General features: G+C 43.2%; 16 protein-coding genes. 5 read left to right on the forward strand and 11 right to left on the reverse strand.

What is annotated here, in order from left to right; genetic code table 11:
* Positions 1 to 437: 437 nt before the first annotated feature.
* Positions 438 to 1,883: an IS4 family transposase gene (locus tag SGRA_RS01760; RefSeq protein WP_014373399.1), complete on the reverse strand. Its 1,446-nt coding sequence runs from the start codon at positions 1,881 to 1,883 to the stop codon at positions 438 to 440.
* Between the two features lie 211 nt (positions 1,884 to 2,094).
* Here SGRA_RS01760 and SGRA_RS01765 point away from each other — a divergent pair, with 211 nt between their 5' ends.
* From SGRA_RS01765 to SGRA_RS01785, 5 genes are all read left to right on the forward strand, one after another.
* On the forward strand, positions 2,095 to 4,356 hold the full coding sequence (locus SGRA_RS01765) for an AAA family ATPase (protein WP_014373400.1): 2,262 nt from the start codon (positions 2,095 to 2,097) through the stop codon (positions 4,354 to 4,356).
* Positions 4,357 to 4,384: 28 nt separating this feature from the next.
* Positions 4,385 to 5,293: an MORN repeat-containing protein gene (locus SGRA_RS01770; RefSeq protein ID WP_014373401.1), complete on the forward strand. Its 909-nt coding sequence runs from the start codon at positions 4,385 to 4,387 to the stop codon at positions 5,291 to 5,293.
* Between the two features lie 107 nt (positions 5,294 to 5,400).
* Entirely contained in the window at positions 5,401 to 6,171 is a 771-nt protein-coding gene (cdaA, locus tag SGRA_RS01775) for a diadenylate cyclase CdaA (RefSeq protein ID WP_014373402.1), read from the forward strand.
* A gap of 291 nt (positions 6,172 to 6,462) precedes the next feature.
* On the forward strand, positions 6,463 to 8,316 hold the full coding sequence (gene mrdA / locus SGRA_RS01780; protein WP_014373404.1) for a penicillin-binding protein 2: 1,854 nt from the start codon (positions 6,463 to 6,465) through the stop codon (positions 8,314 to 8,316).
* A gap of 3 nt (positions 8,317 to 8,319) precedes the next feature.
* Positions 8,320 to 8,931 (forward strand): hypothetical protein, encoded by a 612-nt coding sequence (locus tag SGRA_RS01785; RefSeq protein ID WP_014373405.1) that lies wholly within the window; start codon positions 8,320 to 8,322, stop codon positions 8,929 to 8,931.
* Between the two features lie 584 nt (positions 8,932 to 9,515).
* Here the strand turns inward: SGRA_RS01785 and SGRA_RS23735 are convergent.
* The 10 genes from SGRA_RS23735 to SGRA_RS01845 all read right to left on the reverse strand — a co-directional run bounded on the left by SGRA_RS23735 (position 9,516) and on the right by SGRA_RS01845 (position 17,110).
* Complete coding sequence (locus tag SGRA_RS23735; protein WP_014373408.1) at positions 9,516 to 9,863, reverse strand: hypothetical protein; 348 nt, start codon at positions 9,861 to 9,863, stop codon at positions 9,516 to 9,518.
* Between the two features lie 200 nt (positions 9,864 to 10,063).
* Entirely contained in the window at positions 10,064 to 10,432 is a 369-nt protein-coding gene (locus SGRA_RS01800; protein WP_014373410.1) for a hypothetical protein, read from the reverse strand.
* A gap of 101 nt (positions 10,433 to 10,533) precedes the next feature.
* Positions 10,534 to 10,920, reverse strand: coding sequence for a hypothetical protein (locus SGRA_RS01805; protein ID WP_014373411.1), 387 nt, complete (start codon positions 10,918 to 10,920; stop codon positions 10,534 to 10,536).
* A gap of 85 nt (positions 10,921 to 11,005) precedes the next feature.
* Positions 11,006 to 11,629, reverse strand: coding sequence for a hypothetical protein (locus SGRA_RS01810; protein ID WP_041329437.1), 624 nt, complete (start codon positions 11,627 to 11,629; stop codon positions 11,006 to 11,008).
* A gap of 590 nt (positions 11,630 to 12,219) precedes the next feature.
* On the reverse strand, positions 12,220 to 12,477 hold the full coding sequence (locus SGRA_RS01815; protein WP_014373414.1) for a hypothetical protein: 258 nt from the start codon (positions 12,475 to 12,477) through the stop codon (positions 12,220 to 12,222).
* 40 nt (positions 12,478 to 12,517) lie between these two features.
* Complete coding sequence (locus SGRA_RS01820) at positions 12,518 to 12,739, reverse strand: hypothetical protein (protein WP_014373415.1); 222 nt, start codon at positions 12,737 to 12,739, stop codon at positions 12,518 to 12,520.
* A gap of 93 nt (positions 12,740 to 12,832) precedes the next feature.
* Positions 12,833 to 13,177, reverse strand: coding sequence for a hypothetical protein (locus SGRA_RS01825; protein WP_014373416.1), 345 nt, complete (start codon positions 13,175 to 13,177; stop codon positions 12,833 to 12,835).
* A 51-nt stretch (positions 13,178 to 13,228) separates the two neighbouring features.
* The gene (locus tag SGRA_RS01830) at positions 13,229 to 13,822 is read right to left on the reverse strand and encodes a hypothetical protein (RefSeq protein WP_014373417.1); all 594 of its coding nucleotides are present in this window, start codon (positions 13,820 to 13,822) and stop codon (positions 13,229 to 13,231) included.
* Positions 13,823 to 13,833: 11 nt separating this feature from the next.
* A complete protein-coding gene (locus tag SGRA_RS01835; RefSeq protein ID WP_041329438.1) occupies positions 13,834 to 14,646 on the reverse strand; it encodes a hypothetical protein in 813 nt (270 codons plus the stop codon).
* A 1,498-nt stretch (positions 14,647 to 16,144) separates the two neighbouring features.
* Positions 16,145 to 17,110 carry a tetratricopeptide repeat protein gene (locus SGRA_RS01845; RefSeq protein WP_014373422.1) on the reverse strand — a complete coding sequence of 322 codons (966 nt, stop codon included), beginning with the start codon at positions 17,108 to 17,110 and terminating at the stop codon, positions 16,145 to 16,147.
* Positions 17,111 to 17,352: the final 242 nt, after the last annotated feature.

Genomic DNA, 17,352 nt, shown 5'->3' on the forward strand with positions numbered 1-17,352 from the left:
CCCACAGCAAAAAAGGAGGCCGTTCTACTTCCAAAAAAATGAGCCAATGGTTGAAACCATCGGCTCATAAAAAATTAAACTAAAAACCGTTTTTTTTTCGGGGCGGTTGTTTTTTTCTCTTGTTTTTTCATGGAGGTTTTTAAACCTCCATTTAAAATGAAATGCCTTTTTGTTGCCTGGCTGTAGGTTTCAACCTACAGACCACCACAGTTTTTTACCACAGAAAAAAATTCATTGTTTTTTGGCCCAGTTGCTAATTGAAAGGGGGATTTGAGGGCCGAAGAAAAAAGTTTAGAGAAAAAAATACAGATGAGCAGCCTAGCGATGTGCAGCAGTGCGGCAAAGCCGCAGACCCAGCAAAAAACTTGTTTTTTTGCGCAGGGCCGAGCGAATAGCGAGCTGCGAAACCTTGGGTTGACCCACTTTTTATAGCGGTGTCAATTTAGGGATCGATATCCATCATACATAAATATGAATCTCTCTAACCCTAGTCCTATTTTCTTGACGGATACGGCATGCCTAGTTTTCTTCACTGCGCCATTAAATCCGCCCAACCTTGCTATGATCCAATAGGCCCAAGCTATTGATTTAGAGGTAAATGGGTTACGCAAAGAAGGGCTTTGGCTTTCGCCTTTTAGATATTGTTTAAATATAAGATCTAAGACTTCTACTTCATCTTCTGTGAAAATAGAGGTTGCTGGAGTCTCATTATCTTGGTTAAGTCCAGCTTCTTTAAGCTTAAGGACCTTGTCAGATGCACTGATTGCCATAAGTATCATTTTGCGGATAGCTTTACCTGTTTTTAAACATATGTTTTCAATATCAAAGCCATCTGATTTTAAATATTTAAAGTATGTTTCAATTAACCACCTCTTGCGGTAGCAAAGAACAAGCTCTAAGAGCTCTTCTTCGCTGTTGATTTCTTCATTTGTGAGTAAGCGCCAACTGATGGTTTCATCATCATGATCTTTTTTTGTTCGGCTTCTTTTTCTAGCGGCAGATTTTGAAAAACCTTTGCCCTTTTCAAAGACCTCAATAACATTGATTGTCATTGGTTTAGGCCTTGGTTCGCCAAGAACATACTTACAAGATTTGGGAACGGCAAAAGTCACTTTTTTAGATCGAATAACTAGCTTCTTCCCGTTAAGTTTTTTACGGCTACTCTTGACCGTTTCTGTCGTCTCAAAGTCTGCTGGATAATGTTCAAAGACATCACATAATGGAATCTTTTTGCCATCCTCCCAAATCGTTGCTCGTCTATCTGTTCGAGACCGAATCAAGAACTTAATATGCTGTCTGAAAAAACTTTCCATCATGGGATAAACATCTCCTTCTCGATCACAAACATGTAAAATATCAATTAGGTCGTTAATTACTTTTAACGCAGATTCTGTCTCTTCTACATTTACTTTCCATCTCGTAATTTCACCTCTAAAATGACCCGTATTTCTATTTTCAGCCTCCTTACAAGTTACTCTATTTTTATATCGATTATAAAGCTGAACACCTCCTAAGCCATGATAATGAAAGCTTTCTCGACCATATAGTAGAGCCATGTGAAGAAATACAGACAAATTTGTTTCCCGACCTCCAGGGCCTAAACCCTCTTTGTCCGTTAGTCTATTTCTTTGCTTATTCAGTACAACTTCAGAGGTGTCGTGAAAGGCCAGAAGCTTTTCTTCAACCACCTTCATAGACTCCCTACTTTTGCCAATAAACTCAAATTGAATGTATTCCTCAGTAAGATTTTTGTTTGATAACAACCTCATGAAAGCCTTACGGTCTGCATCAGTTTTTGCTACATTTGTTAAATGTGGGTTAGGATTATTTTTTAGACTCTCTGCTAATCTATAACATACTCTCACTGATTGCTTATTTAGCATAAATGAAGATACCTTTGTACTGTCCATATAAATCTTGATTTAGAGCTAAGTTAAGCTTATTTTTAAAAGTGGGTCAACCCAAGCTGCGAAACGTAGCGCCGACGACCGAAGGGAGGCGGAGGCCCCAAATAAAACAATTGGAAAAGAAAAATAAAAAATCCTAAATTGGGTCGTGGACTCATTTGATGCGTTCCGAGATAAAAATATGAGCATGAAAACATTGACCTACCCTTTGTGGAGTTATAATTTGGCGGATGGTTCTCAGTTGGGCTTTATTTTGGGCCAGAATCATTTGCCTTTGATAGAAAAGGATTTAAAAAGTTTGAAGGCGGCTTTTGTGCAGCTTTTGCAGAAGCAGTATAAAAAATATGGGCATTATCCGCCGCAGACTTTGGAGCAGTTTAAGAAAAAGCGCTTTGAGATTGAGTTTCGGCCCAGTTATCAGTTGGGGGAGCATAATTTTCCGGTAGAGCAAAGTTTAAAAATTCCGATTTGGACCGTTTATGGGCCCAGCTCGAACGGATATGCCTATGAATGTCAGTTGCCTGATCTTTTTGAGTCTTTTCGGTATCAGGATAATAATAGTTTGTCTTCTTTGCTTCAGTATTATTGTAGCAACTTGCTCAATCAGTATCAGCCAAAAAGTATTTTTCGTTTGATGAACCGGCCCGAGCCGCAGTTGAGTGAATTGCAATTGCGGATTAAGGAAGTGGAAGAGCGCAGTTCTTTTGGGCAGGCTTGGCAACAGGGTCCGCAATTAAAAGAATTGCCGGCTTTGGCCGAATTGTATCCGCCCAAGCAGGCCGATCTTCGCAAAAAGCGTTTGCCTGAGCAAGCTTGGGAGCGAGAAGATGTGGTGCAGCAACTGATTGATAAAATTTTGAACAAAAGAGCCAATATTTTATTAGTGGGCCCGCCTTCTTCTGGAAAAACGGTGGTTTTGCAAGAAGCCTTACGAAAAATTCAGAAAGTGAGTCAGATGGGCTTGCAATTTTGGCGCATCAATAGTCAGCGCATCACGGCGCAGGCCAAATATTTGGGCGAATGGCAGCAGAAAGTAGAAAGTTTGGTAGAAGAACTGCAGTCGGTGCAGGGCGTGCTTTGGGTCAATGACTGCATTCGTTTGTTACAAATTGGTGGCGAAGGGGCCGAGGATAGTTTGGCGGCCTTTATGAGTGGATTTATTGCGGAAGGCAAACTGCAATTGATTGGAGAATTGACGCCCAAGGAACTGGAGAGTTTGCGTCAAAAACTGCCTAGTTTTGTTCAGCATTTTCAGCTTGTGCAGCTCAATCAGCTAGATGAAATGGCTGTGTTTAGAATTTTGGAGCGTTTTGCCCAGTATGCCGAGCAACAATTTAAGCAAAGCATACAGGCCGATGCTTGGCAATTGGCATATCGTCTTTTAGATCGCTATTATCCTTATGAGCATTTTCCGGGCAAAGCCCTTCGTTTTTTGGATAAAGTCATGCAAAGCCATAAAAATCAGCCCACAATAGATAGTAAGGCAGTTTTAGAAAGCTTTAGCAAGCAGACGGGCTTGCCAGAAATATTTTTGCGGGATGATATTTTATTGCAGCCCGAAGAGCTACAAGACTATTTTTCTAGTCGCTTAATTGGGCAAAAGCCAGCGGTAGATGCCCTTTGCAACTTGGTTAAAATCTTTAAGGTAGGGCTTAATAACCCCAGCAAACCCATTGGGAGTTTACTATTTGCTGGACCGACGGGAGTTGGAAAAACGGCGGCGGCCAAACTGCTGGCCGACTACTTTTTTGGGCAAGGGCAGCAAAAAAGTCCCTTGATTCGGATTGACATGAGTGAATTTCAACATCCGGCCCAAATTGAACGTTTTATTGGGGCCGCTGGGCGGCCGGGCAAATTGGTCCAGGCTGTTCGAGAACGGCCTTTTGCCCTATTACTTTTGGATGAGGTAGAAAAAGCACATCCCGCCATTTTTGATAGCTTACTCAGTCTATTGGATGAAGGTCGCTTTGTGGATGCCTTTGGTCGAGTGACCAATTTTAAAAACTGCATCATTATTATGACCTCTAATTTGGGGGCCAGCAACCAAAGCCGCATTGGTTATGGACAAAATGAGCAGCAAAACTATGAATCGGCCATTTATAAATTCTTCCGTCCAGAATTTATTAACCGTTTGGACCAAATTGTCTTTTTCAAAGCCCTAGAAGAAAAAGATATTCGAAAAATTCTAGACATCGAGCTGCAGCAACTGGCGCAAAGAGAAGGCTTTAAGAAAAGAGAACTAGAATTGGACTTTGGGCCAGCCCTCAAAGAACTATTGGTCCATAAAGGATTTGACCAACGATATGGGGCCAGACCCCTGCAACGCTGCCTAGAAAGAGAACTAATTGCCCCCCTAGCCAATTGGTTACTTCAAAAAGATGTTGCAGTTCAAAAACAAAAACTGTATATTGAATATGTAGATGGAGAGCTAACTATTATTAACCTCTAATTCATCCCTTCATAAAACGCGAAATACAATGAAAGATAACGAATGGAACAATGGCGACGGCCCTGGGCCCCCTATGCAACCCGGAGATGCCAATGGTGGCGGTTGGGAACCCCCAAAACAAAGAGATATTCATGAAAATGAGCTTTCTGACGAACAGCTAGAAGGTCCCTTTAGCTATTTCAAAGTTAATGGCTACCATTTTCATAATATCGAGTCACTACTCACTGATGAAAGCCATCAGAACAGCTATGAAAATGGCGACCGCTACATTGGCGAGCTGCTCGGAGGCTGGCGCGAAGGCGTTGGTAAATATTATTATTCTAGTGATAATAGCGTCTACTTTGGCGAATGGAGCCGAGGCAGCCGACACGGCAGAGGCATTTTTGTCTGGGCCGATAATGAATACTATGATGGCGATTGGGTCTTTGGCAGAATGCACGGCCAAGGCAACTACTACTATAAAAATGGCGATAGCTACAAAGGCGAATGGGTCAATGACCTCAAGCAGGGCCGTGGCGAATATGTCTATGAAACCACGGGTAGCCGATATTTGGGCGACTGGCTCGGCGATAGCCGCACCGGAGAAGGCACTTTTTGGTGGGCCAGCAATGACCGCTATGAAGGCCAATGGGCCGAAAGTAAAATGAATGGCTTTGGCAAATACTTCTATGCCAATGGCGATATCTTTGAAGGCCATTGGCTACATGATAAACGCAACGGCTTTGGAACCTACCATTATAATAATGGCGACCGCTATGAGGGGAATTGGATCAATGGAAAACGAACAGGTTTTGGAAAATATTTTTATCTTGATGGCAGCTATTATGAGGGCTTTTTTAGAGAAAATGAGTTCCATGGCCGAGGAAAATACATTTCTAAGCTTGGAGAAGTAGAAGAGGGCATTTGGGATCGAGGTGCTTTGATCCATGCCGAATAAGCCTTGCAAAAGGCGAAGATATAAAAAAGGTCCTTCCAGGACCTTTTTTTTGTGCCACACTGAATTTAGATATCATGGACTGCATCTGGCTGTTACAAATAGGGTTTATGGATGTAACCCTCTGGGACCTAGTCGACATCATTATTGTTGGCTATCTCCTCTTTCAAATTTATAAATTACTCAAGGGAAGTCTGGGCTTCAATATCTTTTTGGGGCTGGTCTTCGTCTACATCCTTTGGTGGCTGGTCTCGGCCCTGGGCATGCCCCTACTCAGCAGCATTTTGGGACAGTTTGTTAGTGTTGGAATGATTGCCCTGCTCATTCTTTTTCAGCCAGAAGTCCGCCGTTTTCTGCTCTTTTTGGGCCAAGGCTACCTACAGGGCCAACTTATCGAGCGGCTATTGGGCAAAAAGTCGGGTGCCCAAGAAGATGCACAAATAGAGCTGATTATCCGTGAAATCACCCGGGCCACCGAAGAAATGGCCCAAGAAAAAACAGGGGCGCTCATCCTCATCAATACGGGCGCTAGCCTAGACGGCTACTACAGTTCGGGCGTAATGTTGGGCGCAAAAATCAGCAGCCAATTATTGCTCAGCATTTTCAATAAATATAGCCCCTTGCATGATGGGGCCACCATTATTTCGGGCCAAGAAGTTATTGCCGCTAGCTGCGTGCTGCCCGTTTCCGACCGCCCTGGCATTCCTCAATCGCTGGGCCTTCGCCACCGAGCCGCTATTGGCATTACCGAAGAAACCCCCGTTTTAGCCTTCATCGTTTCTGAAGAAACAGGCCATATTTCTTATGCCCGCCAAGGCAATATCCAACGCAATATTTCGGCTGAAGATATGCACAAACTGTTGCGTCGAGTGTTGCGTTAGTTTTTTCTTTTTTTGGGGCTGCCCCGGCCGTTGGCCGGGTCGGGCTGTGCCGGGCTCGCAGGTCTGCTCGGCCCATCGCTTTTTTCGCTACGCTCAAAAAGCTCGGTCTGGCCTTCGGCCACCCTTTCCATCCCTCAGCCAAATTTGGTCGCGCCCTAAAAATTAGGTTAAAAAAAAAGGCTGTTAGTTGGCCAGCCTACACAAAAGCAGTATTTTCGCTAAAGGCATCATACTGAAGCAGTACAAATGAAGCCTCTATTTTACCACTGCCCTCCTAGTTGACGCTACCTTATGCAAGATATATATCAAACAAGGCTCAGAATTTTACAAGGCGCCATCATTTTGGCCGCCTTAGCGCTCTTGTTTAAATGTTTCCAAATTCAAATTATAGATACCTCCTATCAACAACAACAAAGCTATCGACAAGCACTCACCCTCTACCCTTCCAGAGGATTGCTCTATGACCGCAATGATAGCCTACTGATCTATAATTTACCCACCTACGATATATTGGCCACCTACGAAACTGTTCGCCGAGCCAATATAGATACCGCTCTTTTCTGTGAGCTGCTGGGCATCGACAGGGCTACCTTTGTCAAAAATATGGAGAAAGACTGGAGCGACCGCCGTTTTTCTAAACGCAAGCCCATTACTTTCATGAGCCGCCTGCGTGCCGATAGCCTCGCCATTTTACAAGAACACCTCTACAATTTCCCGGGCTTTGAACTACATAGCCGAAACAGCCGTGGTTATCCCGTAACCGTAGGTGCTCATGCCTTGGGCTATATTTCTGAGGTCAATCCAGAGCAAATCAAAGCCTCTGAAGGCATCTATAAAAGAGGGGATTATATTGGTATTTCTGGCCTAGAACAAGCCTATGAAGCCCAACTCAGAGGAACCAAAGGTAAAAAACAGGTCCTCAAAGATAAATGGGGAAAAATCAAGGGGAGCTATAAAGAAGGAAGCCAAGATGTTCCCGCTATTTCAGGTTGCGACCTCATTACCTCTATCGACCTGAACTTGCAGCGCTATGCTGAGGAACTCATGCAAAATAAAAGAGGGGCCGTAGTGGTCATTCAACCCTCTACAGGTGAGATTTTAGCCATGGTCAGTGCTCCCAACTACAACCCTCAGTTACTAACCGTAGACCAAGAGCGACAAAAAGCTTACCTAGAACTGGTCAGAGATTCTAGCCGCCCACTCTTTAACCGCGCCCTGCAGGCAAAATATCCTCCAGGCTCTATTTTCAAACCCGTTTTGGCCGCTATTGCCCTGCAAGAAGGGGTGTTACAACCCGATCGTGGCATGGGCTGCGCAGGTGGTTTTGTGATGGGGAGTTTAAGAGTAGGTTGTCACGGCCATGCCCCTACACATGATGTAGGTGCCGCTATTCAATACTCTTGCAACAACTATTTCTGCCAAACCTATCGAGAAATGGTCAATCTCTATGGCTATGATTTTCCAGCTAAAGGGATGCAGCTCCTCAGCGAACATCTAGAAGCCTTTGGCCTGGGTAGAAAACTGGGTATTGATATTGGTGGAGAAGCCAGCGGAAACATCCCTACCGTAGATTATTTTAACCGCCGATACGGAGAGGGCCGCTGGCGCTTTTCTCATTCTGTTTCTATTGGTATTGGACAAGGAGAACTAGAAGTGACGCCTTTGCAAATGGCCAATATGGCCGCCATTATTGCCAACCGAGGCTATTATTATACCCCTCATTTTGCCAAAGAGCTCAAAGGCGATACGAGCAACACCCTCGCTCGATTTAAGAAAAAACATTATACCAAGGTCCACCCAAGACATTTTGAAGCCGTCATCGATGGCATGCGCCGAGTTATTCTCTCGGGTACAGGCCGCCGCGCGCATATTGAGGATATTTCTGTTTGTGGCAAAACGGGAACTGTAGAAAATGTGCATGGCAAAGACCACTCTACCTTTATTGCTTTTGCCCCTATGGAAAAGCCTGAAATTGTGGTGGCCGTTTATGTAGAAAATGGAGGCTATGGCTCTACTTATGGAGCCCCGATTTCTTCGCTCATCATTGAAAAACACCTCAGAGGCCATATCGAAAGCCCTCAACGCCAGCTTCTAGAAAAGATGATGCTAGAAGCCGATTTGGTTTCTCCTACTCATATCCCTTAAGCCATGTCTAGCCAAAAACAAGCATTTTTATTTAGTTACCCAGCCCTTCATTGCCCTTCTGAAAAAGTGAGGGTTTCTGCAGAGAATATTAGCTCTTTTTTGCGCTTGCTCCAAGCCTCTAAAGCAGAAGCTTTTTGGGCGCTAGAAACTGCCGATTTTTTGCAGGATGATGTCCAAAAGGAGCTCTATGAATTGGCCCAAAAACTAATTCGTCCTCGGCAGCTGGCGCTAGAGCTGCTCGATCAGGCCTTTACTTTTCTGCGCAAAGAAATATTTGGCTGTTGGGAGCTCCCCCAAAGTCACTATTTGGCCGTTTTGCGCCCTATGCTTGCCGCTCAGTATCTTTTGACCCAAAATAGCAGTTTAGCCAGCCAGCGTTGGACCAATTTGCTCCCTCTCTTGAGCAGGGCTTGGCAAGAAAAAACAAAGGAATTATTAGCCCATCCCGATAAAACAACCACTATTAGCGGCGACTGGCTCAATTTCTTTGAGGACCAACAGAAGGCGCTCTACACCCTAGCCGAAAACCATCCCTCTAGCCCTAAAATAGAGCATACAGAAGAGGTAGAGGCCTTTCTGCAAAAGTTTGCCTTCTCCTCTTCTTTCAATAAGTAGTTTTATTTTTTGGGGCCTGCCGCCTTCGGCGGCCGGGCCCTTGCAGGGCTCGCAGGTCTGCTCGGCCCTGCGGGCTCATTTCATTTCGCCCTGGGTCTGCCGCTGCGCGGCCCCCTTTCAGGCCCCTAGGCCAAGTCGCTTCGCTCCTTTGCGGCGGCTTCGCCGCCTGCTAGCTGTGGCTGCAGGTTGAAACCAGCAGCCAATTTAGGTACAGCAGAGCCCGCTCCTCAGCAACAATTGGCCTGCAGCTTAAAAGCCGCAGGACCTGAAAACCAAATATATCCTTCCCACAAACAAAGCAGGGGCTTTTAAGCCGCTGCGGCAAGAAAGACCAAGGCCCAACAAGAATGGCTGCGGCCTTTAGGCTGCAGATAGCGGCGAAGCCGCCATGGCCGAAGGCCAAACGGCCTAGCGATGGTAGGCAGTGCGGCAAAGCCGCAGACCCAGCAAAAACTTGTTTTTTGCGCAGGGCCGAGCGAACAGCGAGCTGCCGAACGTAGCGCCGACGAGCGTAGCGAGGCGGAGGCCCCATAACTTTGAAAGAAGCGAATTAGGCTATAAGAATCACTACTTTAACTTTTGTCTTAATCTACATTTTCTAAAGTTGTACAATCTAATAAAAACCGATCCTCTTCTACCCACCCTTTATCCAAAACATTCATTTTCTGCCCTAAAACAATTTCAATTTCACCTAAAAAAGACTCCCTTACACTAACTAAGGTGTCATAAGTATTAAAAAATCTTTTATTTACCACCTCACCATTACATTTCTTTACCAGGAAAAAGCCAGATGGCGCTGTTGCATGCCCTTCATTCTCGTATACTAAAATAGTGCAGTCATCAGTTGTCTTAATGGTAGTAATAGAATTATCAGTTAAAGGTTTACAGCTAAATAATGCTAAACTCAAAAGTACAAATATTAGATATTTCATATGAACACTATTTTTAGGCCGGCCTTGTTGCAAATCACAACCCCATTAATTATCAACAACTTTTAACTCAACAGCATTAAACTCATTTAAAATTTGAATACGCATCAGGACTTCTTGCTTCTGCATTTTGATGCTGAGCGAAGAGAGCCATTCAGAGAAAAAGTGCTTGAGTCGCATCATTGCGATAACGGATCATCAACTTAATCAATAGCTAACAATTCGATTTCTGCGGCAATAACTAAGAAAAATGCGTCCTCATCTGTGGCGAGTTTAAATAATGAAGTTACGCCTTCTTCTGTCAAACTCTCCTGTATATATTGACGATTAACTTGCTCGATAAAAGAAAAGTCAACGGATTCAATAAATGGCTTAGTAGGCTCCCAAGTCCAGCAGCGACCTAGGTTAAAATAATTCACCCCCTCCAATTTAAGCTGATATCTAGGACTATATGTCAAATCTTCTCCTAGATTTAATACCAATGTTTCATCCATAATTGAAGCAACTTCTACATCTAACCATAAATGGTTGCTTAATTTCTCATTTATCTGTTTCAACTTATCGGCCCACATTATCAACTGTATTTAATGCTATATGAGTTTAGTTTCCGTCTTCGGGGAGATTTTTGCCCCAAATCAAAGTTGTATATAGGCAGGATGAAATAGCCTTAAAGCTAATTATTTTCCTCCAAGATAAATACACAATAACGGCCATCCTGATTCACGGCTAAAGTAAAAATTTTTCCTTCTTGATAAAAATTAAGTACGCTTTCAACATTTTTTTCATCAAAGTCGAATAGGCTGTCTTCACAAGATAATTTAAACTTTCCTGATGCTAAGCTTTCTCCATAATACCCCGAATAAACCTGAGCATAGAGGTACATATTGTTATTCTTCTGAACTATTGAGTCTATATTCAGCCAATTTCCACCATCATATCCCCCAAGCCAGCAGGCAGTTTGTGGAACAGCTTCTGGTTTTGGGAATGGAATATAATCTTCTGGAAAAGCAGCATTGTAGTGTAGGTTGAAAATAAAAAATATTATTTTAAGTATATCCATAATGAACGGTTTTTTTAAGATGCTTGTGCAGAAAGACAAAACAACTGTATACTGGCTTACCCCCTTGAGCATTTATTCATTGCCGTTATTTTATAGTTGCTGGAGCAAAGGGAGAATAATCAAATTCTGAAGAATGCTCAAAAACCGCCTTCCATCCGCTACTATCCTCTAATACTTGATATTGAAAATCAGGTATTTTCTCACAGACTATTGAAAGATAGTCTGGCTTTCTTCGCTGCCCTCTATCTAAGACAACCTCAAATCCATCATCAAAAACAGTTTTATAGTAATTAGAGAAAACCTCTAATGAATGTGGAGGAGACATAAGACTATCAGTAAACATAACCGAAAATACATTCTCCGCTTTTGTTAGCAGTTCGGCGGCCTCTCCCCCCTTTAATGAGCTGAGGGGATATAATTTATCTTTAACCTTAATACGTAAATTTTCTGCTAGAAGAACGCTATCCCTACAGTTGGCTTGTCCAAAAGGATAGGACAATATAATTTCCTCCTCAGGAAAATCTACAGCCTCAATATCTATTAAAATAAATACTAGGTTGCAATCACTGTTATGTAAATTTCTAAAATCGTGGCAGATGGTCATCCTTTTCACTACTCCTTTGATTGAAGGAGAACTACTGCAACCAAAGAAAAGGAAAAAAGGTATACTAAGAGCGACAACACTAGCTACTCTCTTTAAATTTAGCATTTTTATAAATTATGTGCTTGTCCTAAAATAGCAATGAAGGGCTTTAGCCCATGGGCCAAAGCCGCCCAGCCGTTAAAAGACACTTTACTTTCTTCGCGCTTCTATCCACAGAAAAAGTTGAGGGACTACTGAAGCTATCTGCCTGCTCTGCTGCCTAGGGACAAGCCCCTAGGCTAGCTTTTCAGACAGCCCTCTGCGAGGGCCTTTGGATATAGCACTTCTTTGCAAAAGCAGATGAACAAGGCCAGCTATATAAGCAGTTGAGGCCCTTTAGGGCTGACTCCATTAGGTTAGCCTAGGGGCTTGTCCCTAGGCGATGAATAGCAGGCGGCTTTGCCGCCATGGCCGAAGGCCAAACGGCCACAACAAGCCCTTTAGGGCGCAGTTCGACGACCAACGGGAGTAACCGATGGTAGGCAGTGCGGCAAAGCCGCAGACCCAGCAAAAACTTGTTTTTTGCGCAGGGCCGAGCGACCCGACCAACGGGAGCCGACGCAGCGAAGCAAGTAACAGCGAGCTGCCGAACGTAGCGCCCGCCGAAGGCGGGAGGCCCCTAACTGCAAGGGCAATTAGTATCGATGAACGCCTATCTACCAATCGAAAATTAAATTTTCAGGAATAGGTTGTCTCTGATTTAGATAAGTAATTGGTACTTTAATTCGTGAAATATTTACAGCTTGTAATGTATCTTCTTTCCATATAACTAAATACCCCATTCGACTGTCTTTTTGAACGACAACAAATCTATAACCATAGGTTTCTCCTCTGTGATTTAAGACTTGCGATAACGCATTTATCTTTTCATCCACAATGAGCTCTAATACTTTCATCCATTCTTCATCCATCATACCTGTTTAATTGTGGCTTACCAAATAATATTATTTTGTTCTATCTCCATTGAATTTCCCATCTAGACTCTTCAACATATTCGAGGATATCATCTTTATTCGGAAGCCAGTCATCAAAAACATTTTTAGTAAAAAACTCGTCCTCTGAAATTAAGATGTAAATTCCTCCAGTACTACCACTAGTATCATCCTCTATTTTAACATATTTAGCTTGATCATCACCTTTTAATATAAGGCCAACTACGCCGTATTTTATTTCCATGTTTATAGGCTTTGCTGCATAAATCTCAAACAAATAGCTCAAAATATACTAAAAGTAAGTTTCGGTCAGACTTTAGAGGACTAAAGTTCGAGTTTAACTAGCGTCCTTCTCTTTTATAAAAAACTGAAATCCCTCTAAATTAAATTCTTCAAACAATTCAAGGTATTTCACTAACTCTTTTGTTGGCATTGCATCAAGAAGCTTTCTGCCCTTATCGGTCATTTCATACTCCCCTAATTCTAATTTTGAAGTCTTCTCATAAAGCTGAACATAGGCCTCACTTTCTAGCTTTTGAAAGAAAAAAGGTAGATCTACAAATATCCCTATCTTAGTGAAAGCCTTAAATATTAGATAAAAACGCTTTATCTTAAAATTGCTATTAACCAAATGTAGCATCAGAACAAGAATAACCTTATCTCCTGCAATCAACTTTTCCATAAACTGCTATTTTAGGCCTAAATCCAGAAAAAGCTGAAGGACTAACACAACTTAGTCCCTCTCCCAAGACTCATTTCGCAAAAACTGATTTAATTCATCATAAAGCATCAAAAAGCGAGTTGGAATATGCTCTAGATTAACCTTTTCTTCCAAAAAGTAATTTTCTACAAAAATGTGCTGCTTATCCACTACTTCAATCAGGGCGTAACGAGCCAAATAATTTGAGGGGGCTGCTGCTTTTTCTTGTGGCTTCAAAGATAGACTTTTTTCTAATTTTAGCTTTTCCCAAAAGCCTCGATAGCTAAATTTATCCAACTTAAAACAAGCTTTCCGCAGCAAATAAAGCTGACGCAAACGATAAGTTTGCTCATCTGCATAACTAGCTACTAAACGGCCTTTCTCGCTTTTTTCTTTTTCTTTCAAATAATAACAACAGCAGCTGCTGTCCGCCTTTTGTAGGTAGCAAACTCGCCGACTAGACAAATGAGTCTCATAAAAAATTAAGGCAGCTTCTGTCCCTATTGGCGCCGGAATTACTGCATCAATGATTCTTTGGTCTATTTCTTTTAGTTCCGATAATTGATTAACCTCTGACCGACAAGCAAGGAGCAACAGCCAAGCACAAGCACAAAGCAAAAAACGCATAACTTATTTTTTTAATGAATAAATAGCTTGTAATCATTCAAAAAATGCTTTTTAAGCAGTAGCTGTCCCTCCTTCTCTTCCAGCTCATAGCGATAAAATATATCTCCATAATCATGCAACTGCTGATCCTTTCGATTCTTCGGATGAACAGTCTGATAACAAAGCAAATAGCTATGCTTGCTCGCCCTGCTCATCTCCTCCTCCAAAAGCAGCTTATCCAATAAAAATAGAGCAAAAACAGCTTGTTTATTAGCTCCACCAGCCAAGACAACAGCTTCTGCCTCATAGGGATCTATATAATAAGTCGAAAGCCTTGGATCTGCTTTATTATCTACAAAAAACGCTTGTTTGCTTTTTCCCCAATCTAGCTGTAAAATTAGTCGCTTAAAGGCCGCTACATCCTCTTTACCCCAATCTTTTAAACGTTTTTTTGAGCCTGCCAAAACCTTATTTAAAAACACTGTTTGCTCAAAAACGGCATAATCCTCCGCAATAAGTTGCCTCAAATCAGCATTATTTTGCAAGAATAGCAACTGCTCAAAATCGCTAAGTGCATCCCAGTCTTCAGGGTAATCCAAGACCTTCAAGAAGCTTTTGGCTCGCAGCTCTTTCCTTTTCGCCCTATAGATAGCCGCTGCAATTGCCGCAAACTGCTTCTGATGCAAATAATGACTAATGGGCTTGATTTCATGATAATGCTGCTGCATCAACTCATTGGCAGCCTGCTCAAAATCGAGCTCTGCGGGCACTCTTTGACAAGATAATAGGCCCAAAAACAATAGCCATAAGAATAAGTTGAGGAATCTTTTTATCCGCATATCCATATTTATTTTTTGGGGCCTGCCGCCTGCGGCGGCCGGGCCCTTTCAGGGCTCGCAGGTCTGCTCGGCCCTGCGGGCTTCGCCCTGGGTCTGCCGCTGCGCGGCCCCCTTTCAGGCCCCTAGGCCAAGTCGCTTCGCTCCTTTGCGGCGGCTTCGCCGCCTGCTAGCCGTGGCTGCAGGTTGAAACCAGCAGCCATACAACAGCGGTATTGCTTCGCAATAATCTATAAATGAGGGTTGAAACCCTCATAAAATTAACTTATCGGCCATCCTTTGATAAAAATTTCAGGCTAGTCAAGGCATAGCCCTAGCTATGAGAGAGAAAATAAGGCAAAATAACAAGAAATTAAAGCAAAGGATAGAAGTGGCAGGGCTTTCATTTGGCCTTCGCCGCCTGCTTGCTGTGGCTGCAGGTTAAAACCAGCAGCCAATTTAGGTACAGCAGAGCCAGATCCTGACCAACAGTTGGCCTGCAGCTTAAAAGCCGCAGGACCTGAAAACCAAATATTCCCTTTCCATAAACAAAGCAGGGGCTTTTAAGCTCCTGCGGCGAGCAAAATGATGGCCCAACAAAAATGGCTGCGGCCTTTAGGCTGCAGGTAGCGGCAGAGCCGCCATAACCGAAGGTTAAAACCATCGGCCCATATCATTTACAGCAAACAAAGGCTTTAGCCCGCCAGTTTGCATAGCCCCACAAGCATGGGCTTTAGCCCATGGACCCAAAACCAACTAGTTCCTAAAAGGCTTCTTCTCTCTTCCCTCCCTCTCTTCCAAACTAACGAGAAAAAGCTGAGGGACTAATAAGCGGCTATGCTTACCAGGGGCTGTTGAAGAAGTCAAATTCACTTCTTCGACTCAAAATATTGTTCTACAAATAAAAAATGGTAGGCGGATAAAGGCATTTTTAGCCCTAAAAAGAGTCTATTCAAGGTCGTTTTTGGAGAAAATCTATACTGCTCAAAATTTTATTTTGGCATTTTTAGGGCAACTGTCCTTTTTCAACAGCCCCTTGCTGACTTGAGCGAACTGACGGAGAAAGTCCTTGTTCGCTTTTCCTACTTGTAGCTTTCCATTAAGCTTCAGCCCATCGGCGCAAAACTGCCCAGCCACTAAAAGACTCTTTCTCCCCCTTTTTCAAAAGGACCAAGAAAAAGTTGAGGGACTAATAAACCCTAAAAAAACAAAACCAGCCAGGACTGTCCCTAGGCGATCAATGGCAGGCAGCTTCGTCGCCATGACCGAAGGCCAAACGGCCACAACAAGCCCTTTAGGGCGTCTTCGACGACCAACGGGAGTAACCGTCCGCCCAAAGCGGGAGGCCAAAAAAAAAAGGAGAAAAAGCCAAGCTTCTTCTCCTCTTCCGCCCGCTTATTGCGCAGGGGGATTGGGTGGGGTGTCCTGATCTGGATCAGGATCTTCAGTGTAATTTTTCATAGAAATTGTGTTTTTGTTAAAAAATTAGGTTGTTTAGTTTGGTTAGCTTTATGTCTAGTTATTTAGGCTACTCATCCTCTGGATTATTTTTTTCCATACTGCTGCTAAAAGCCGCGATATCCATTCCCGGATAAAATTGCGCCATCTCCTGCAGACAATCTTCTACTTTGTCCAGAGCGCCAGTCACTTTATACAATTTTGTCTGCATCCGCAGGCCTTCCACACTCAACTGATGGCGATTGGCCTGCTCGCAAAAAAAGAGTGCCCCCTCATGCAAACCCAAAGCATAAAAATCTTGGGCCTTTTCCAGAAAAATGCGGTCCTGACTCATCTGAGGCAACTGCAAGCTATTGTGGTAGCTGCACCAAGCCTGGGCCGCCGCCAAATCTTGTTTTAAGTCCTGCAAAAGCTGCGCATATTCCGACATATAGCCGATCGGATCTGCCGCCTTTTCGGTCAAGGTTTTTAAATAGGGAAGCGCTTTTTCGCCCTCTCCAAAAGCAATATACAAGCGGCAAAGCAGCTCAAAACAGTCCTCCTCAAATTCGGTGTTACAAATTGGCGATAAGAGGGAAATTCCCTGCAGATATTCGCCTTCTTCCAAGGCAATGGCCGCCAAAAAATAGCAGCTTTCTGCGGTGGGGATCGCCAAATTCTCGAGTAAAATTTTGGCCTTGGGCAGATCTTCTTCCAACAAAAAAAGTAACTTGGCTTGGGCCAAATCGGCCTGTTCATCGCCCTGCCCCTGCTCATAATAATGAAGCGCCAAATCATAGCGCCCCTCTTCTTCCATCAATTGGCCAAATAAAAAATACAGCGGCCCTTTTTCGGCAGAACGCTTTTGGCCCAGCTGCAAACAACGCTTGGAATTCAAATAGTTAGGTGATTCTTTTTCTAATTCCACCTTTACCCAATAATAATATGGCGCCGAGCTTTTTGCTCCTGCAGCCATTAATTTTTCGGCTAATTCCTGACAAGCCGTCAGCTCATCTAGCTCAAATAGTTCGGTTAATAAGGTCTCATTTTTTTTCATGCTGTCTTTTTGCCCCATGCTAGCTAGAGCATGAGTTTGGGAAAAAATCTTTTGGGAAAACTACGCCCTCCAATTAAAACCATTTTCAACTTGCGCCTCCACTCTTGGCATAGCTGTTAAAACATTTTATTAAAGTCGGTCATCTACTAAAACAGCGACTTATGCTTTAATGTCACCTAAGTTCATTTTGTGAACTTTATTTTTAAGTTTTTTTAAAAAATTTTAGGCGAACTGCATTTTTG

The sequence above is a fragment of the Saprospira grandis str. Lewin genome, assembly GCF_000250635.1.
Taxonomy (GTDB): Bacteria; Bacteroidota; Bacteroidia; order Chitinophagales; family Saprospiraceae; genus Saprospira; species Saprospira grandis.